This window comes from Rhodoferax sp. GW821-FHT07G04 (assembly GCF_059418585.1).
The window spans coordinates 270,694-289,954 of sequence record NZ_JBWKQD010000001.1 but is presented as its reverse complement, the minus strand read 5'-3'; the positions used below and the strand labels follow the sequence as shown (position 1 = coordinate 289,954).

The window sequence follows — 19,261 nt, the reverse complement described above, 5'->3', positions numbered from 1 at the left end:
ACCCCTCACGCTCCGCGACCATGTACTTCAACAAAATCCGCCACCCATCCAACTTCACCTTTGCCACCGCACATGCCAACAAAACGCTGAGCGTGGGTGCCAAAACCGTGCAGGCCATGGTGCGCGATCTGGGCGAGGACGTCTTCCACCTGGAGCTGAACGATGCGAAGCGTTGGCCACTGGATGCGCGCGTATTGCCGCTGCATGACGCGGCCTTCAAAGCAAAACAATCGCAATACCAGCTCGCGCTTTCCTCCACCGGTCATCTGGCATTGAAAGCGGCTGACGGCACCGAACTGCTCAGCGGTGTGGCCCAAGCCAGCATCGGCGTCTGCGGCAGCGCCTGGCTGGTGCAGTTCGCACGCAATACCGACATGCGCTTCTTCGGCCAGGGTGAAAAAACCACCGGCCTGGAGAAGACCGGCAAGCGCACCAAGTTCTGGAACGCCGACGTGTGGGCCGACCACGCCATGCACACTATTGAAAACGGCCAGGCCGACCCGCAATACGCGGCCGTGCCTTACCTGCTGGTGCGCCATGGTGCGCGCTGGGTCGGTATCCTCGTCGACCATCCCGGTGCGGTGTTTATGGACACGGGGTCCAACTGGTTCTTCTCCGGCAAGGACGACCAGAACGCGCCACCGGCCTTCTGGTTTGGTGCAGACGAAGGCGTGCCCGCTTTCTATGTGATTGCCGGTGACAGCGCCGCATCGGTCACCCAGCGCCTGCAACGCCTGGTGGGCACCACGCCGCTGCCACCGCTGTGGTCGCTGGGCCACCACCAGTGCCGCTGGGGTTACGCCGGCACCAAGGACCTGAATGCGCTGGATGCGGGTTTCACCGAACACGAATTTCCTGCAGACGGCCTGTGGCTGGACATTGACTACATGGACCGCTACAAGGTCTTCACCACCAGCCCCGAACATTTTGGCGACCTGGGTGCCGAGCTGAAAAAACTGCAGGCCAATGGCCGGCGCATCGTGCCGATCCTGGATCCTGGTGTGAAGGTGGAAGATGGTTATGAAGTGGCAGAGAGCGGCACGGCTGCTGGCATCTTCTGCCACAACCCCGAAGGCCAGCCCTACGTGGGTTTTGTGTGGCCGGGCCGCACCTGGTTCCCCGACTACTCGCTGCCCGAGGGGCGCGACTGGTGGGCCAAGTATTCCAAAGCCTTCCGTGAGTCCGGCTTCGACGGTGCCTGGCTGGACATGAACGACCCCAGCACCGGCGCGGCCGAGGTGGACGACATGCTGTTCCAGCGCGGCATCTGGCCGCACTGGACCTACCACAACCAATATGCCGTCGGCATGGCCCAGGCCACGCGCGATGGCTTCCTGGCCGCGCGGCCGGACGAGCGGCCCTTCCTGCTGGCGCGCAGCGCCTACACCGGCTCCAGCCGCTTCACCGCACTGTGGACCGGCGACAACCACAGCAATTGGCACCACCTGCGCACCAGCATCCACTGCAGCATGAACCTGGCGCTGTCGGGCATCCCATTCAATGGCCCAGATGTACCTGGCTTTGGCACCAGTGCCGACAAGGAACTGGCCGTTGCCTGGTACAAGGCCGGCTGCCTGTTCCCCTTCATGCGCAACCACGCCAATGCCGGCACAGCGCGGCAAGAACCCTGGGTTTTTGGCCCCGAGGCGCTGCAGATCATTCGCCACCATGTGCGCCTGCGCTACAAACTGCTGCCTTATATGTACCAGCTATGGAATGAGCAGGAGCAACACGGCACCGCCGTCATGCGCCCGCTGTTCCACGACTACACCAACACCGACGCCATGGAGCTGGACCGTATCGACGACCAGTTCCTGATTGGCCGGGCCATCCTGCAGGCACCCATCGTCCAGCAAGGCCAACAGCAGCGCACCGTCGCGCTGCCTGGCACCGGTCGTTGGATGGATGTCAACACCGGCGCTTTCTTGGCCGGTGGCCGCAATATCCATGTGACCAGCAATGCCGAAAGCACGCCCATCTACCTGAAAGAGGGCAGCCTGGTCCCCATGCAGGTTGGCGTGCGCACCACGGCGGCCAATGATCTGTCTGACATCGAGCTCCATGTGATCCTGGGCGCCGGCAGCATCGATACAGCTACGCTGGACTATGTGGCCGACGACGGCCTGAGCTACGGCTACCAGCGGGGCGCGCGCAGCGTCTACCGCCTGACCGCCAGCCGTGCGGGCGATGTGCTGATACTGGATGTCTCGGCCTTGCAAACCGGCTGGAAACCACTACGCTTGACAGTAGTGGGCTATGACGGTGTCCGTTCAGTGCAATTGCGCATGGGGGACAAGACGTCCACGCTGGCGCTGGTGCCGTTGGAATGGCATTTCAGCGGAGGTGCTTTGCGCGCCGCCAGCAGTACACCGATAGCCCTGTAACCGACCGGTCATGCAAAGGGGGCACAATGGCGGTTTGCGCAACGGTCTTCTGCCGTTGCTTCAACCACCCGAGTTGTTGTTGGCATGGGTATCCGAGATAGCTTTTGGGCCGTATTGGGTCGTGACACGTCAGATTCACCAGACGTAGCGCTGGAGCGCGTGCGCAAGGCCATGCTGTTGGTGGTGGAAGAGTATGGCGGCGAAGACCATTACCGCCTCGACATGAAGATCAACTTCGCCCGCGAGATCGCAGAACTCTGGTTCCTGCGTCCCGAACTGATGCATGTGGTGGCAGCCGCCCAAGGCGAGCAAGTGGCACAGGAGTGTCTGGCCGAGATCACGGCGCTGTTCAAGAAATACCATCTGGGCGGCACTTCGTCGAAGTTCGGCAAGCTGTAGCACCGATAGGCCTCGGCGGGTCGCGCATTAAGATGCTGGCTTTGCGCAAATTCCCGGAATGTCCCAGCCAGCCGTTGTCTCCGTCAGCCTCAGCCCCCTGCATGCATTTTCCAAGGACAGGGCTCACCACATCAAATTGCTCGAAGGCCTGGGCGTAGAAGGGGATGCCCACTTGGGTGTGACGGTCCAACACCGGTCCCGCGTCGCGCAAGACCCCACGCAGCCCAATCTGCGGCAGGTTCATCTGATCCACTCTGAACTGTTTGACGAGTTGACGGCCAAGGGGTTTGCGGTGGTGGCTGGGCAATTGGGTGAGAACATCACAACGGCAGGAATTGATTTGCTGGCTCTGCCAGTTGACGCGGAGCTGCATATCGGCGCCACCGCCGTCGTCAAAATAACCGGTCTGCGCAACCCTTGTGCGCAATTGGACAATTTTCAACAAGGCTTGACGGCCGCTGTGCTGGATCGCGATGCCGATGGCAAGCTGGTGCGCAAGGCCGGCATCATGGGTGTCGTTGCGGCCGGTGGTATGGTCAGCTCCGGTGATGCGATACGCGTTCAGCTACCGCCCGAGCCACACCGCGCGCTGGAGCGGGTCTGACGCGGCACAGTTGACAGCCCATTTATAGGAGAGTGGCCCATATGAAGTTCACCCAGCATCTCGGCTTGCTAGCCCAGGGTACCGGCCTCTGGGCAGGATTTTGGGTATTGGGCCTGCCCGCCTACTACCAGCAGTATTCAACGGAAGCCTTGGGGGTTGCCAGCGTTTTGCTGTCAGTGCTGATCTCGTTGGCGGCCATCTTTCTGCTGGCCCGCATGCGGCCCGAACACCGCATGTCACGGGCCTTCTGGCTGTCGTTCTATTACACCGTGCCCTTTGCCGTGCTGGACAGTTGGTACTGCGGCATCTACCTGGGCCACGGCGCGGTCTACCTGCTGCAATATTGGTACTTGACGGTGTTTTATGTGTCGCCGTGGATGACCTTCATGCCGACAGTGTTGCTGCTCAGGAATGTGAAACAGTCCTAGAGCGTCGCATGCCTTGCGCCATGCGGTGGTGCCGAGTTACTTTTTCGCTTCTTTCTCGGCTTCCGAGACAGCGGCGCCGTTCAGCAAGGCGTTGAGTGCTTCAAATTGCCCCAGCATTTCGGTGTAGGAAAATCCGGCCTTGAGCAGCGCAAGGGCCAGGCGTTCGACGAAGACTTTCTTCTCGTATTGCTCTGGCAGGGCTTTCTTGTTTGCTTCATCCATGCGGCTTTGCAACGCCGCTACCACCTGGGTGTTGGCGATGTCCGTGAGCATGCAGGCCTCATGCGCACGTGTAAAGGTTCTCAGGCCCTCCAACTCCGTGTAGCACTTCTGTTGCTGCTTCCAAACGGCTTCGCTGCCTTCGCTGCGTCGCAGCTTGTACAGCGCGCGCAAGCTCTCGACCGCGTTGGACTTGTGGTCCCACTGCGAATAGGGCAGTGGCCCGGTGGGTGCCAGTGACGCAAAGTCCAAGCTCTCTTTGGTCAGCTCTGCCGCCTTGACACTGCCAACTTCGGCCAGCACCCGGGCTTTCTCGCTGCGTATCGCGGCCAAGAGCTCCGGTATCTGACCGCCAATGCCTTTGCCTCCTTCTTCGAGGTTGTGAAGAATCTTGTAGGCCAGTCCGGTATCTTTTTGAAGGTCTGCTTCGGGCACGCCCCGGGACAGGCGTGCGGCCAGGTTGAAGAGCGCTCTGAACTCGCCCTGTGCCGCAGCCTTTCGCGTCCAGTACAGGAAGAGTGGCGGGTCCTGCCGGATGGCCAACTGGGTCGGTGTGCCGGGGCGGGCGTTGTGCAAGCCTGCAAGATTGTGTTGCGAACCCGCAAAGCCGCTCTTGGCCAGTATCCAGAGCAAGTCCGCATTGAAGCGGATGAAACTGTCGCGCCGAGTCCCCGCCTCCGCCTTCTCTGCCGCTTGTAGGCTGAGGATGGCCAGGGTGTCCAGCGTCAGTTGCCCCTGTGTGTTGGATGTGATGCAAAGCCTGATCTCGTCCAACGCTTTGACCCTGGCGCTGGGGCCCTCCAGATAGGTCTTGACCCATTCATCAAGGGTTGGCGATTTCTCGCAGGCGTTGGCCATGGCGGGTTTTGCTGCCAGGCCCAGCACCAGCAGCGCCAAGCAGGCCAAACCACTGGCCACCAGACGGCGGCCCATGGACTGGCGCCCCACGACTGTGTGCATATTGCTCCCTTCGCTGGGTTTGATGCAAGAGCTTCAGCTGATCACGCAGCTTTCGTCTTTGTTGAAGGTGTAGGTGATCACGCCGTCCTTGCGGTTGGTCAGCACCGATCGAGGGCCTTTGCCTCGGAAATCCTTCAGACCCTTGGCCTTGTCGACGTAGTAGTTCGTGACCTGCTGCGATACGTACTGGCGGTAGTCGTCCGAGATGATGACCACGATGGGGTTGCAGCCGTGCTGCTCAAACAACTCGGTACACACATTGCTGCTGCGGCCGTGGTGGGCCACCACCAGGTTGTCGGTCTCCTTGACCAGGGTCTTGAAGGGCTCATAGGTTTGCAGCAGGCGGCTGAAGCCCGCGCGCTCCATGTCGCCGGTGAACAAGAACTTGATGCCCAGGATGTCCAGTGTCACAACCAGGCTGAGGTTGTTTTCGTCGGAGAACTCGGGGTAGGAGTTGCAGCACCAGCCAATGCCCAGGCCCGGCACCACAGGGAAATTCTCGGCATGGCCCAGCTTCTTGCGCTCGGCCAGCGATGCCGCCAGGGTAGCGATGTTGCGGCCCATGCCGTCGCTGGTCTTCAGTTGCAAAATGGCTTCTGGGGGCACGGTCGGGTTGCCGAAGATGCAGCCCAGCGCAATCTTGTTTTCCAGCAAATCCACATAACCCGAGGCATGGTCCTCGTCGTAGTTGGTCATGAAGAGTACGTCCAGGTGCGAGACGCCAATGCTCTTAAGGTAGCTCCCGGGCGACCACTTCACCGCACCCTTGGCCGTACTGTGACCGCAGTCAATCATGATGCGCTTCACGCCGCTGGGGGAAGGCATGGTCAGCAGGGCGCAACTTCCGTGGTTGGCGTCAAATAGTTCGAGCTTTGCGTCAAACGCAAGGGTTTCATCAGCCATCATCATGTGTCCTCAGTGGATGGAATTCGGGGTGCCAGCACGCGCCGTAGAGAAGCGGGGTCGGTGTGTCGCACGCGGGTAGTGGCAGCCTGTGGCACTACCTGGAGCGGGCGATGGGAATCGAACCCACGTTATTTGCTTGGGAAGCAAGAGTCCTACCATTGAACGACGCCCGCGCAAGGGCCAAATTATAGGATGGGGTAGGGCGCGGCGACGGCGCTTAGCGCCACCCCCGGGTATCCCCTATTTGCGCAGCGGAGAGTCTTTGGAGATGCCCCAGGATCCGTCTGGCGACAAGGATTTGGACGACTTGGCGCGCACGTCTCGCAGGGCATCTTCCAGAGCGGGGGAGTGCGTGGGCCCCTGCGCCGCCAGCCACAGTGCCAAGCCCACCGCACCGATCAACGCGACCGCACCGGCCACCAGCTTCAGTACGGTGACCCAGACCTTGGGCTCTTGGTCGTAGTCCCGCGTATTGGTCGGATTCTTGCGCTTGGTGGCCACGGCTGATCCCCTTGCTTGCTATGGAGTTATAGGCGTGGACGCGGGCAATTGCGAGTCAGGCCTTGCTCTGAATATCGCCGATGCACAGGTATTTGATTTCCACATAGTCATCCATGCCGAAGTGTGAACCCTCGCGGCCCAGGCCGGATTGTTTGACGCCGCCAAAGGGCACGTGCTCGGTGGCCAGAATGCCCACGTTGATACCCACCATGCCGTACTCCAGCGCTTCGCCCACCCGGTAGATGCGGCCGATGTCGCGGCTGTAGAAATAGCTGGCCAGGCCGAACTCGGTGGCGTTGGCGGCATCAATGGCTTCCTGCTCGGTCTTGAACTTGAACACCGGGGCAAACGGGCCAAAGGTCTCTTCGCGGGCGCACAGCATGTCGGACGTGGCATCGGCCACCACGGTGGGCTCGAAGAATTGGCCGGAGCCCAATGACTTCAAACGCTTGCCCCCCGCCACCACGCGGCCGCCCTTGGCCACCGCATCGTCCACATGGCGCTGTACCTTGACCAGCGCGGCCTCCTCGATCAACGGGCCCTGGTTGACGCCGTCTTCGAAACCATTGCCCACCTTGGCGGTTTTCACTTTGGCAGTGAACTTTTCAACGAACTGGTCGTAGACGCCTTCTTGCACATAGAAGCGGTTGGTGCAGACGCAGGTCTGGCCGGCATTGCGGTACTTGCTGGCGAAGGCGCCTTCGACGGCGCTGTCGACGTCGGCATCGTCAAACACGATGAAGGGCGCATTGCCGCCTAGTTCCAGCGACAGCTTCTTGACCGTGGGCGCGCTCTGCGCCATCAGGATGCGGCCCACTTCGGTAGAGCCGGTGAAGCTGATGTGGCGCACCACATCGCTGGCGCACAGCACTTTGCCCACGGCAATCGAGTTGCTGCTGTCGGCGCACAGCATGTTCAGCACACCGGCCGGAATGCCGGCGCGCTGGGCCAGTTCTGCCGCGGCCAGCGCGGTCAGCGGTGTCAACTCGGCGGGTTTGATGATGACGGTGCAACCGGCGGCCAGCGCGGGCGCCACCTTTCGGGTGATCATGGCCAACGGGAAGTTCCACGGCGTAATGGCTGCGCAAACACCGATGGGTTGCTTGATGACCATCAGGCGGCGGTTGTTGTCGAACTGGGGCAGGGTCTCGCCATTGATGCGCTTGGCCTCCTCGGCAAACCACTCCACAAAGCTGGCGGCGTAAGCCACTTCGCCCTTGGCTTCGGCAAAGGGCTTGCCCTGTTCGGCGGTCATGATGCGGCCCAGGTCTTCCTGGTTCGCCATCAAGAGGTCGAACCATTTGCGCAGGATGGTGCTGCGTTCCTTGGCGGTCTTGCTGCGCCAGGCGGGCCAGGCGGCGTTGGCGGCGGTAATAGCCGCTTCGGCATCCGCAGCGCCCAGGTTGGCGACGGAGGCCAGCTTTTCGCCGGTGGCGGGGTCCAGCACGTCAAAGCGGCTGGCGCCGGCCACCCATTGGCCGTTGACCAGGGCGTCGGTCTTGAAAATGCTGGGGTCTTTGAGCGGGGCCAGAGGGCCGGACAGGTTTGCAGGCATGGATGGGGTCTCTCGGATATAGGATTTATTGTGTTTGGGGGCTGACTGTAACGAAGTCAGGTCGCAATGTTAGTCAACTTCGCAACACCCGGCCCTGCCTAGGGGCGTAACCTTGCCAGTCGCGGCGATAATAGAAAGCTTTCGATTCCCTATTTGCCTGTACGAGCCCACGCCATGACCCAAGCTGTAATGAACGTCGCCGAAATCCGCAAGTCTTTCCTCGACTTCTTCGCCTCCAAAGGCCACACCGTGGTGGCCAGCAGCCCGCTGGTGCCCGGCAATGACCCCACGCTGATGTTCACCAACTCCGGCATGGTGCAGTTCAAGGACGTGTTTCTGGGCACCGACAAGCGTTCCTATGTGCGCGCCGCCTCCGTACAGGCCTGCCTGCGCGCCGGCGGCAAACACAACGACCTGGAAAACGTGGGCTATACCGCGCGCCACCACACCTTCTTCGAGATGCTGGGCAACTGGTCTTTTGGTGACTACTTCAAGCGCGACTCGCTGAAGTGGGGCTGGGAGCTGCTGACCACCGTTTACAAGCTGCCTGCGGACAAACTGACCGCCACCGTCTACATCGACGATGACGAGGCCTACGACATCTGGACCAAGGAAATCGGCCTGCCACCCGAGCGCGTGATTCGCATTGGCGACAACAAGGGCGGTAAGTACAAATCCGACAACTTCTGGATGATGGCTGATACAGGGCCTTGCGGCCCCTGCAGCGAGATCTTCTATGACCACGGTGACCACATCCCCGGTGGTCCCCCCGGCAGCCCCGGCGAAGACGGTGACCGCTTCATCGAAATCTGGAACCACGTGTTCATGCAGTTCGACATGCAGGCCGACGGCAGCATCGTCAAGCTGCCCGCACCCTGCGTGGACACCGGCATGGGCCTGGAGCGCCTGGCCGCCATCCTGCAGCACGTGCACAGCAACTACGAGATCGACCTGTTCGACGCACTGATCAAGGCCGCAGCCCGCGAGACTGGTTGCGCCGATCTGGACAACAAGAGCCTGCGCGTGATCGCTGACCACATCCGCGCCACCGCCTTCCTGGTGAGCGATGGTGTGCTGCCCAGCAACGAAGGCCGTGGCTATGTGCAGCGCCGCATTGTGCGCCGCGCCATCCGCCATGGCTACAAGCTGGGCAAGAAGACACCGTTTTTCCACAAGCTGGTGGCTGACCTGGTCAAGGTGATGGGCGCTGCCTACCCCAACCTGGCATCGCAGGAGGCCCGCATCACCGACGTGCTGCGCGTGGAAGAAGAGCGCTTCTTTGAAACGCTGGCTACCGGCATGCAGATCCTGGACGAGGCCTTGGCTGGTGGCGTGAAAGTGCTGCCGGGCGACGTGGCCTTCAAACTGCACGACACCTATGGCTTCCCGTTGGATCTGACGAACGATGTGGCCCGTGAAAACGATGTGACGGTGGACGAAGCCGGGTTCGATGCCGCAATGGACAAGCAAAAGGCCGCAGGCCGCGCCGCCGGTAAATTCAAGATGGACAAGGCACTGGAATACAGCGGTGCCGGCAATACCTTCGTCGGCTACGACCACCTGACCCAGCCTGCCAAGATCGTCGCGTTGTACGCCGATGGCACACCGGTGTCCGAACTCAAGGTCGGCCAAAACGGCGTTGTAGTGCTGGACACCACACCCTTCTACTCCGAAAGCGGTGGCCAGGTCGGTGACGAGGGCGCCGTGTTCTCCGATGCCGGCCTGTTCGAAGTCGGCGACACGCAAAAGATCAAGGCCGATGTGTTTGGCCACCACGGCACGCTGAAGACCGGCGCACTGAAGGTCGGTGACGCCGTCACTGCCCATGTGGATGCCGCCAAGCGTGCCGCCACCGTGCGCAACCACAGCGCCACCCACCTGATGCACAAGGCCTTGCGCGAAGTGCTGGGCGAGCACGTGCAGCAAAAGGGCTCGCTGGTGAATGCCGAGCGCACCCGCTTTGACTTTGCGCACAACGCACCGGTGACGGACGAACAGATCCGCCGCATCGAAGCCATCGTCAATGCCGAAATCCTGTCCAACGCCGCAGCGCAGGCCCGCGTCATGGACATTGAATCCGCCCAGAAGACCGGCGCCATGATGCTGTTCGGCGAGAAGTATGGCGAGACCGTGCGCGTGCTGGACATCGGCAGCAGCCGCGAACTGTGCGGCGGCACCCATGTGCAGCGCACCGGTGACATCGGCCTGTTCAAGGTCGTGGCCGAAAGCGGCGTGGCCGCTGGCGTGCGCCGTGTGGAAGCCGTGACCGGTGCCAATGCGCTGTCCTACCTGCAGGACCTGGAAGACACCGTGGGTGCGGCCGCAGCCGTGGTCAAGGCCCCCGTGGCCGAGCTGACCGACAAGCTGGGCCACGTGATGGACCACGTCAAGGCGCTGGAGAAGGAAGTGGCTGCGCTGAAGGGCAAGCTGGCCTCCGCCCAGGGCGACGAGATGCTGAGCCAAGCCATTGACCTGGGCGGCATCAAGTTGCTGGTTGCCAAGCTGGACGGTGCGGACGTCAAAACCCTGCGCGACACCATGGACAAACTCAAGGACAAGCTCAAGACCGCCGTCATCGTGTTGGGTGTGGTCGATGGCGAGAAAGTGCAGATTGCCGTGGGCGTGACCGCCGACACCACCGCCAAGGTCAAGGCCGGTGAGCTGGTCAACTTCATCGCCGCACAAGTGGGCGGCAAGGGCGGCGGCAAGGCCGACATGGCCATGGCCGGTGGCACCGAGCCCGCCAAGCTACCCGCGGCCCTGGCCAGTGTGCAGGCCTGGGTAGCCGGCAAACTGTAGGCCACCGACGTCAGGGTCGGCCATGCGACTGCCATCGCCGACCGAGTGGGACAACGTCTACCGCATCTTGCTGGCTGCGGCAGTCTTGGCCGGAGGCTGGTGGTTGGCGGCGAGCTTGCTGACCTATTTGAACCTGTCCAAGGGCTACACCGGGATTGGGCTGCTCTTTGTGGCTCCGGTGCTTGGCAAGCTTCTGGCGCCAGTGGTTTTTGATGGTCTGGCCTTTGGCTACAGTTCCGCACGCTGGCTGGCTCTGCGCCACCTGCAAGGGGACTACTTCGCCTACCGCGGCAACGCCATCAAGGTTCTGGAAGACGATGAGGGGTTTCGCTGGCTGCGCGTGTCGGATGTGCGGCGAACATTGAACGACCTGCCCAAGGATGCCACTTTGCGACAGATAGAACCCGAACGCACCGAGCTTGATGAGGCAGGCAAACGCCTGGCCATGCGCGCCGATGCCTTGCTGCAGTGGTTGAGCAAGGCGCATACCGCTGAACACATACGCTTCAAGGTATGGGTGGAGCGGTCCATCCACAATCCGTCCCCCGCCGTGCGCCGAGAGATTGAAAAGAAAGCGATTCGCCAACCGGTGGTTTAGTGGGCAGCGTTCGGTGATATTTGGCGCGCTACTGAATTTATAGCAAAGTATATATATTTCACGGGGGCTAGCGGCTAATTTGGCTTAAGCGATTCGCTCCCACAGGCGTTTTGCCAGCGCGTCATGCATGGGCTCGTGGGCCTGGGCCGGCGCTCCGGGCGCCAGCTGCGTTTCTATCAGCCGCTGCAAAGTCTCCAGGTGCGGCATCACGGTGCCAAAAAACTGCACCCGCTCCCGCGTGGCCATCAGCAGTGTGGGGAAATTTTCCACTTCAATCGGGTCCACCAGTTCGGACTCGTCTTCCACGTCGATCCACACGAAGTGCATGCCGGGGAATGCGGCCTGGAGCTGCTCAAACTTAGGTTGGTAGTCGCGGCAGGTGCCGCACCAGTCTGCGCACAGGCAGGCCACCAGCAGGGGTGGCGTTGGTGGGGTGGAATTCGAAGAAATCTGCATAGCACAATGATCGCAGAACAATACCCGTAAAACCCGAGCATGGCGTCATCAACAACTTGCATGCCATACGGCCCCAAGCATGACCATAATCCAGTATTTGAGTTGGAGTCGTCTGCATGCCCCCGTCCCCCATTCGTCGCATTGCCATCTGCACCGGTGGCGGGGATGCGCCGGGGCTGAACGCCGTCATACGGTCCGTGGTGCTGGCCGCCATCAACCGGGGCTGGGAGTGTTATGGCATCCGCGATGGTTTCAACGGCATCCTGTTCCCCGAGCGCTATGTGGAGGGCGGCGTGACCCGCCTGACGCGCGCCATGGTGCGCGACATAGGCCACCTGGGCGGCACCATGCTGGGCTCCACCAACCGGGGGAATCCGTTCAAGATTGCGACCCGCATGCCCGACGGCGTTACACATGAACTGGACCGTTCGGACGAAATCCTGACTTATTTTGCCCAGCACCAGCTCGATGCCCTGGTCTCGGTCGGTGGTGACGGCTCACTGACGATTGCCGATGCGCTGCACAAGAAGGGCCTGCGCATCGTGGGCGTCCCCAAGACGATTGACAACGACCTGGACAAGACAATGACCACCTTCGGGTTCGACACCGCGGTGGCCTTTGCCACCGAGTGTCTGGACCGCCTGCACAGCACGGCGCAAAGCCACCAGCGGGTCATGGTGGTGGAGGTCATGGGCCGTTATGCCGGCTGGATTGCGCTGCACTCGGGCATAGCCGGCAACGCCCATGCCATTCTGTTGCCGGAAATCCCCTTTGATATGGAAAAGGTGGTCAAGCACATCCAGGCCCGCGACAGTGAGGGGCGCCTGCATTCCGTGGTCGTGGTGGCCGAAGGTGCCACGCCCCGGGACGGCCATGCCGAACTGCAGGAGCCCGCCGAATCCGGCCATGCCGAGCGACTGGGTGGCATGGGTGAGCAGGTTGCCAAGGCCCTGGAGGCACGCACCGGCAAAGAGACCCGTGTGGTGGTCTTGGGCCATTTGTTGCGCGGCGGCAGCCCCACGGCGTTCGATCGCCTGGCCGCCCTGCGCTTTGGCGCCGCCGCCGTGCGGGCCCTCGATAGCGGGTTGACTGGCGTCATGGTGGCGCTGGCCTTTCCCAATGTAAATTACGTTCCCTTAGAAGAAGTGGCTGGCCGCATGAAGGCCGTACCACTGGATGGCGACACGCTGCAAACCGCACGCGATTTAGGCATCTGCCTGGGCGATTAGTACCGACTCGAAGTACCTGCCCATACCCCCGTCCCCCTGACCTTGCGTCCCGATTAACCGGAGAATAAAAACCATGAACAACGAACTGTCCCCCGCCGAAAAAGCCCTGCGCGAAGCCGCCCGCGAGTACCACCGCACCCCGACCCGCGGCAAGATTGCTGTCACACCCACCAAGCCGCTGTCCAACCAGCGCGACCTGTCGCTGGCCTATTCGCCCGGTGTGGCCTACCCCTGCCTGGACATCCAGGCCGACCCATCGCTGGCGGTGGACTATACCTCGCGCGGCAATCTGGTGGGTGTCATCACCAACGGCACGGCGGTGCTGGGCCTGGGCAATATCGGCCCGCTGGCCGGCAAACCGGTGATGGAGGGCAAGGGTTGCCTGTTCAAGAAGTTTGCCGGCATCGACGTGTTCGACATCGAACTGGCCGAGAACGACCCCGACAAGCTGGTGGACATCATCGCCGCCATGGAGCCCACGCTGGGAGGCATCAACCTGGAAGACATCAAGGCGCCCGAGTGTTTCTACATCGAGAAAAAGCTCAGCGAGCGCATGGGCATTCCGGTCTTCCACGACGACCAGCATGGCACGGCCATCATCTCGTCGGCCGCCTTGATCAATGGCCTGGAGCTGGTTGGCAAACGCATTGAGGACGTCAAGATTGCCGTGTCGGGCGCGGGCGCTGCGGCGCTGGCCTGCCTGGGTGTCATGGTGGGCCTGGGTGTGCGCATGGAGAATGTGTTTGCGTGTGACTCCAAGGGCGTGATTTACGAGGGCCGCCCCGGTGGCTACGATGAATCCAAGGCTCGCTTTGCGCAGAACACCACGGCCCGCACACTGGCCGATGTGGTGAATGGCGCTGACGTCTTCTTGGGGTGTTCAACCGCCGGTGTTTTGACGGTGGAAATGGTCAAGACGATGGCCGACAAGCCCATCATCCTGGCGCTGGCCAATCCTGAGCCTGAAATCCGTCCCGAGCTGGCCAAGGCCGCGCGGCCGGACTGCATCATCGCCACAGGCCGCTCGGACTACCCCAATCAGGTCAACAACGTCCTGTGCTTCCCCTACATCTTCCGCGGCGCGCTGGACTGCGGCGCCACCAAGATCACCGAGGCCATGAAGCTGGCCTGCGTGCGCCAGATTGCCGATCTGGCCAAGGCCGACATCAGCGAAGAAGTGGCCAATGCATATGCCGGCAAGGAGCTGGTGTTTGGGCCGGATTATTTGATCCCCACACCGTTTGATTCGCGCCTGATTTTGCGCATAGCGCCCGCCGTGGCGCAGGCTGCAGCGGACTCTGGCGTGGCCGCAAGACCGATCCAGGACATGGAGGCGTATCGCCAGCAGCTGTCGCGCTTTGTCTACCAGACCGGCATGTTCATGCGGCCCGTATTCAGCTCCGCCAAGGCGGTGCTGCCGGCCGCCAAGCGCGTGGCCTACGCCGAGGGTGAAGACGAACGCGTGCTGCGCGCCGCCCAGGTGGCGGTGGATGAAGGATTGGCCTATCCCATTTTGATTGGCCGCCCCGCCGTCATCCAGGCCCGCCTGACCAAGGCCGGCCTGCGTCTGCAACTGGGGCGAGACGCGGACTGCGTCAACCCCGAGGATGATCCGCGCTTCCGCCAGTACTGGGAGCTGTACCACAAGATCATGGGCCGCCACGGCGTGACGCAAGAGGCGGCCAAGGCCGCAGTGCGCCGCTCCAACACCACGATTGCCGCGCTGTCCGTCAAACTGGGCCATGCCGACGCCATGCTGTGCGGCATGGTGGGCCGGTACGACGTCCATCTGCAGCATGTGCGCGACATCATCGGCCTGCGCGCCAATGCCCCCGGCTTGGCTGCGATGAATGCGCTGATGCTGGAGAAATACGCGCTGTTCATTGCCGATACCTATGTGAACGAGGACCCTACGGCCGAGCAACTGGCCAGCATCGCGCTGATGGCTGCGCAAGAAGTCAGCCGCTTCGGCCTGCCGCCCAAGGTGGCTTTCCTGTCGCACTCCAACTTCGGATCGTCCGACCGCCCCTCTGCCCGCAAGATGCGCCTAGCGCGCGAATTGTTCACCAAGATGGCGCCGGATATTGAATGCGATGGCGAGATGCAGGGCGACGCAGCATTGTCCGAGACGGTACGCCGCTCGGCGTTGGCCGACACCACGCTGCACGGCGAGGCCAATCTGCTGATTTGCCCGAACCTGGACTCGGCCAATATTTTGTTCAATGTGCTGAAGATGACGGCGGGCAATGGGGTGACGGTGGGGCCTATCCTGCTGGGCGCCGCAGCATCGGCGCATATCTTGACGCCGTCGGCCACCGTGCGCCGGGTTGTGAACATGACGGCGCTGGCTGTGGCGAATGCCGCGGCTTTTGCCTAGCGGTGGCAGTGGAATAATCGGGGGACGGCAGCCTGGGAGGCAGTCAACTGCATGTGAGGTTATGGGGGTTGCCGAGACTACCGCACGGATTACAAGATGACAAAAACACCGCGCTCAAGTATTTCTTCCATTCCGGCCACACAGCTTCTTCCCGGCATCCATGCGCTCCGCGCAGTTGCCGCGTTGACGATACTGCTGTTTCATCTCCGGTATATCGCCGACATCTTGCCGCCACCCGCGCTGCAGGCCACCGTTGGCGGGCACTTTTTTACGGGTGTGATCCTGTTTTTTGTGCTCAGCGCGTTTTCGCTGGCCTTTTCGACCATTCCAACCATGTCGCGCGCACGTTGGGTGCAGGATTACTTGATAAAACGATTCTTTCGCATTGCCCCGCTTTTCTATCTGATGGTGCTAATTTACATCTCGCTTTTCACGTTGAAAGGATGGGCTCAGCCTGATTTGGCCACATGGATTCTGAATGTGACCTTTCTATTCAATCTTGTCCCAGCAAAGCATGAAGGAATCGTCTGGGCGAGCTGGACTATCGGTGTTGAAATGTTGTTCTATGTAACGTTCCCCGTCTTTCTGCTGCTACCGGGGCGGCGCGCGCTGGGTGTGCTCACATTGGGCGGAATTGCCGTATCCATCAGTGCGAGAACCCTGCTGGATACCGCGGGTCTACCGGGCGACTATGGAAAATTTGCATTCATTTCCAGTATTGGCGTCTTTCTGACGGGCTTTGCTAGTTTCAAGTTGTTCGAGTTGGCCCGCGAAAAGACAAAAACCGGTATCTGGTCGGCGCGGGGCGTGAAGGGTGTGTGTGCGGTTGTTTGCGGCATATGCCTCATCGCTCTCTTTGCGCCTTTCGGCTTCACAGCGGCCAGTCCTGGTCGGCCCGATCTGATGGTCTGGAGCGTATTGTTCGGCGCTACAGCGATCTGGCAGGCCCTGTTTCCAAGCCCCTGGTTCGCAACCCGCCCACTTTTGTGGGTTGGAGAACGCAGCTACAGCATTTATCTGTTGCATCCGCTGGTGATTGGCGTTTTCAACCCCTGGCTCAAGCGAATGTACGTTGCCTTGCAGGCCATCGTAGGGGACTGGGCATTTTTCGCGGTGGGTGGTGTGACCATGGCGATGGTCCTGGTTTTGGCGCATTTGGCATACTCTTTTGTCGAAGTACCGGGCATGCGAGCCGGTAGGCGACTGCTGACACGCCGTCGTGAACAAGCCGTCTTGCCCTCTGTGGGCGAGTTGAATGCAGAACAACGGTTGTTCTCGCGGTAAACCTGGCGACAGCAGGGACTCCCGAACGATTTACACTAAAGGGTTTTCCCGAATTCGTTGTTTTGACACATTGCAAGGGTACCCATGAGTGCATTCCAGGAAGAAACCGTATTGAGCGTCCACCATTGGACGGACCGGCTGTTCAGCTTCAAAACCACCCGCGACCAGTCTCTGCGCTTCTCCAATGGGCACTTCACGATGATTGGCCTGCGCCAGGAGAACGGCAAGCCGCTGTTGCGCGCATACAGCATCGTCAGCGCCAACTACGAAGACCATCTGGAGTTCTTCAGCATCAAGGTGCAGGACGGCCCACTGACCTCGCGCCTGCAGCACATCCAGGTCGGCGACAAAATTGTGGTCGGCCGCAAGCCCACCGGCACGCTGCTCATCGACTACCTGCTGCCCGGCAAAAATTTGTACCTGATCGGCACCGGCACCGGCCTGGCACCGTTCCTGTGCCTGATCCGCGACCCGGCTACGTACGAGAAGTATGAAAAGGTGGTCCTGTTCCATGGCGTGCGCGAAGTCAATGAACTGGCCTACGCCGACTTCATCAACATCGACCTGCCCAACGACGAGTTCCTCGGCGAATTCGCCAAGGCGCAGTTGCTGTACTACCCCAGCGTGACCCGCGAGCCGTTCAAGAACCGCGGCCGCGCCACCGACCTGATCGCCAGCGGCAAGCTGGAGGCCGATCTGGGTCTGCCCACCCTGGACCCCGCCCGCGACCGCATCATGATCTGCGGCAGCCCAGCGTTGAACAAGGACATGCGTGAGCTGCTGGACGCACGTGGCTTTGTCGAAGGCAGCACCACATCGCCCGGCGACTACGTCGTTGAGCGCGCCTTCGTTGAGCAGTAAAACACGCGCCCAGCACGCAGAAACCGCGCGATACTCGCTACTTCCGTAGCCATACCAAAGGCCCTTCGGGGCCTTTTCATTTGTCTCCTACCTTCTGAACTGTCTGCCCGCATGACGACAACGACTACCCCCCATCACTATGACCTCTACGCCATCGGCAACGCCCTGGTCGATGCCGAATACGAGGTGAGCGACGCGCAGTTGCAGACCATGGGGGTCGAGAAGCGCCACATGACGCTGATCGACGCGCAGCGCAAGGCCTATTTACAGTCGCAGGTGCAGGGCATGCATTCACGCCGCACGGGTGGTGGCTCGGCCGGGAATACCGTTGTGGCGCTGGCCCAATTGGGCGGCAAGGCTTTCTACTCCTGCCGCGTGGCCGATGACGAATTGGGCGCCTTCTACCGCGATGACCTGGCCGCCAATGGCGTGGCCAGCAACCTGACCAGCAGCCAGTGGCCCGCTGGCCAGACCGGTAGCTGTATGGTCATGGTCACCCCCGATGCCGAACGCAGCATGAGCACTTTCCTGGGTGCCACGGCGGATATCGACCACACGTCGCTGCGCCCCGAGGACATCGCCCGCTCCAAGGTCTACTACATGGAAGGCTACCTGGCCGCTTCCCCCACAGGGCTGGACGCTGCTTTGAAGGGCCGCGCCATTGCCAAGGCTGCGGGCGTGGCCCTGGCCGCCACGCTGAGCGACATGAGCATGATCAACTTCTGCCGTTCAGGCCTGGAGGCCATGCTGGGCGACGGACTGGACTATCTGTTTTGCAATGAAGAAGAAGCCCAGGTCTGGTGCAACTCCAAAGACCTGGAGGCCAATTGCGCGCGCCTGAGCAAACTGGCCCGCACCGTCTGCCTGACACGCGGTGCCAAGGGTTGTCTGGTGCTGGAGGGTGACAAAAACACGGCTGTGCCGGCGGCCCCCGTGACCGCCAAGGACACCAATGGTGCTGGCGATATGTTTGCCGGAGCCTTTTTATACGCCGTGACGCACGCCCACAGCCATGCCCAGGCCGCGTGGCTGGCCAATCAGGCCGCAGGCCGCGTCGTCACGCAGTATGGCAATCGCTTGAGCCTGGACACCATGGCCGACATCAAGGCCAGCTTCGCAGCCTACACCAACAAAGCTTGATCATCCTTCACGGGCCGAGCAACTGTTGCTCGGCCAACTGCTTGCGCAGGCGGGCCTGGTCACGGTCCAGCTGGCGCAGGTCGTTGCGGATGTCTTTCTTCTCGTCATCGCTCTTGGACTCTTCCAAGCGTTTTTGCAGGCGTTCGGATTCGCGGGTGTTGCGGTGCATTTGCTCCTGCGTGCGGTGCACCTGCAAGCCGGCTTCCAGGTAGCGCGAGAACCCGGCATAGCCGGCTTGGCCCTGGCAGACCGATGCCTTGCCGGAGTGGCCCTCGGTGCCTTCACGCCAGCCGTTGGCGGGGGTGCAGAAGTTCACAATGCCCTGGTCCCAACCATAGCGGTAGAGCTTCGCATTGGGCACGATGCCGACCTTGCCACAGTCTTCGGTGTAGTCGGCGATGCGGCGGTCGCTTTCACCCCGTGTGCCATCGGCATGGCCTACTCGGCCCCAATCGGCTACCTTGCACTCCGAGGCCGACATGGACTCGCAGCCCGCGAGCAGCAGGGATGTAAGCAACAGCGGTAGCAGGGCAATGCGTTTTTTCATGGATGGGTCCTGTG

The 19,261-nt window shown here is 61.5% G+C and carries 17 protein-coding genes and 1 tRNA gene; 11 read left to right on the top strand and 7 right to left on the bottom strand.

The annotated features are described in order from the left end of the window. The first annotated feature begins 20 nt into the window (after positions 1–20). The 4 genes from AC07OO_RS01280 (at position 21) to AC07OO_RS01265 (ending at position 3,815) form a co-directional block, all read left to right on the top strand. Positions 21–2,384 carry a glycoside hydrolase family 31 protein gene (locus tag AC07OO_RS01280; RefSeq protein ID WP_495080243.1) on the top strand — a complete coding sequence of 788 codons (2,364 nt, stop codon included), beginning with the start codon at positions 21–23 and terminating at the stop codon, positions 2,382–2,384. Positions 2,385–2,468: 84 nt separating this feature from the next. Next, a complete protein-coding gene (locus AC07OO_RS01275) occupies positions 2,469–2,783 on the top strand; it encodes a hypothetical protein (RefSeq protein ID WP_495080242.1) in 315 nt (104 codons plus the stop codon). A 58-nt stretch (positions 2,784–2,841) separates the two neighbouring features. After that, positions 2,842–3,387, top strand: a complete 546-nt coding sequence (locus tag AC07OO_RS01270) for an MOSC domain-containing protein (protein WP_495080241.1) — start codon at positions 2,842–2,844, stop codon at positions 3,385–3,387. Between the two features lie 41 nt (positions 3,388–3,428). Then, a complete protein-coding gene (locus AC07OO_RS01265; protein WP_495080240.1) occupies positions 3,429–3,815 on the top strand; it encodes a hypothetical protein in 387 nt (128 codons plus the stop codon). Between the two features lie 36 nt (positions 3,816–3,851). Here the strand turns inward: AC07OO_RS01265 and AC07OO_RS01260 are convergent, their stop codons facing one another. The 5 genes from AC07OO_RS01260 to AC07OO_RS01240 all read right to left on the bottom strand — a co-directional run bounded on the left by AC07OO_RS01260 (position 3,852) and on the right by AC07OO_RS01240 (position 7,956). Continuing rightward, positions 3,852–4,994 carry a hypothetical protein gene (locus AC07OO_RS01260; protein WP_495080239.1) on the bottom strand — a complete coding sequence of 381 codons (1,143 nt, stop codon included), beginning with the start codon at positions 4,992–4,994 and terminating at the stop codon, positions 3,852–3,854. A gap of 33 nt (positions 4,995–5,027) precedes the next feature. Next, positions 5,028–5,897: a ComEC/Rec2 family competence protein gene (locus tag AC07OO_RS01255; protein WP_495080238.1), complete on the bottom strand. Its 870-nt coding sequence runs from the start codon at positions 5,895–5,897 to the stop codon at positions 5,028–5,030. 102 nt (positions 5,898–5,999) lie between these two features. Next, positions 6,000–6,073: transfer RNA gene (locus AC07OO_RS01250), tRNA-Gly, on the bottom strand. Between the two features lie 67 nt (positions 6,074–6,140). Then, complete coding sequence (locus tag AC07OO_RS01245; protein WP_495080237.1) at positions 6,141–6,401, bottom strand: hypothetical protein; 261 nt, start codon at positions 6,399–6,401, stop codon at positions 6,141–6,143. 55 nt (positions 6,402–6,456) lie between these two features. After that, entirely contained in the window at positions 6,457–7,956 is a 1,500-nt protein-coding gene (locus AC07OO_RS01240; protein ID WP_495080236.1) for an NAD-dependent succinate-semialdehyde dehydrogenase, read from the bottom strand. 174 nt (positions 7,957–8,130) lie between these two features. On the opposite strand from AC07OO_RS01240, the gene alaS reads away from it, so the two are divergent. Together alaS and AC07OO_RS01230 are read left to right on the top strand one after the other, a co-directional pair. Beyond that, entirely contained in the window at positions 8,131–10,755 is a 2,625-nt protein-coding gene (gene alaS, locus AC07OO_RS01235; RefSeq protein WP_495080235.1) for an alanine--tRNA ligase, read from the top strand. 22 nt (positions 10,756–10,777) lie between these two features. After that, a complete protein-coding gene (locus AC07OO_RS01230) occupies positions 10,778–11,353 on the top strand; it encodes a hypothetical protein (RefSeq protein WP_495080234.1) in 576 nt (191 codons plus the stop codon). Positions 11,354–11,437: 84 nt separating this feature from the next. Here the strand turns inward: AC07OO_RS01230 and AC07OO_RS01225 are convergent, their stop codons facing one another. Next, a complete protein-coding gene (locus AC07OO_RS01225) occupies positions 11,438–11,809 on the bottom strand; it encodes a thioredoxin family protein (RefSeq protein ID WP_495080233.1) in 372 nt (123 codons plus the stop codon). A gap of 116 nt (positions 11,810–11,925) precedes the next feature. On the opposite strand from AC07OO_RS01225, the gene AC07OO_RS01220 reads away from it, so the two are divergent. The 5 genes from AC07OO_RS01220 to AC07OO_RS01200 all read left to right on the top strand — a co-directional run bounded on the left by AC07OO_RS01220 (position 11,926) and on the right by AC07OO_RS01200 (position 18,700). Beyond that, positions 11,926–13,038 (top strand): 6-phosphofructokinase, encoded by a 1,113-nt coding sequence (locus AC07OO_RS01220; RefSeq protein WP_495080232.1) that lies wholly within the window; start codon positions 11,926–11,928, stop codon positions 13,036–13,038. Positions 13,039–13,111: 73 nt separating this feature from the next. Then, positions 13,112–15,415, top strand: coding sequence for an NADP-dependent malic enzyme (locus AC07OO_RS01215; protein WP_495080231.1), 2,304 nt, complete (start codon positions 13,112–13,114; stop codon positions 15,413–15,415). A 96-nt stretch (positions 15,416–15,511) separates the two neighbouring features. Then, a complete protein-coding gene (locus tag AC07OO_RS01210) occupies positions 15,512–16,699 on the top strand; it encodes an acyltransferase family protein (RefSeq protein ID WP_495080230.1) in 1,188 nt (395 codons plus the stop codon). A gap of 84 nt (positions 16,700–16,783) precedes the next feature. Next, positions 16,784–17,560 carry a ferredoxin--NADP reductase gene (locus AC07OO_RS01205; protein WP_495080229.1) on the top strand — a complete coding sequence of 259 codons (777 nt, stop codon included), beginning with the start codon at positions 16,784–16,786 and terminating at the stop codon, positions 17,558–17,560. Between the two features lie 111 nt (positions 17,561–17,671). After that, a complete protein-coding gene (locus AC07OO_RS01200) occupies positions 17,672–18,700 on the top strand; it encodes an adenosine kinase (protein ID WP_495080228.1) in 1,029 nt (342 codons plus the stop codon). A 7-nt stretch (positions 18,701–18,707) separates the two neighbouring features. On the opposite strand, the gene AC07OO_RS01195 is transcribed toward AC07OO_RS01200, so the two are convergent. Next, the gene (locus tag AC07OO_RS01195) at positions 18,708–19,247 is read right to left on the bottom strand and encodes a DUF2799 domain-containing protein (RefSeq protein WP_495080227.1); all 540 of its coding nucleotides are present in this window, start codon (positions 19,245–19,247) and stop codon (positions 18,708–18,710) included. Between the last annotated feature and the right edge of the window lie 14 nt (positions 19,248–19,261).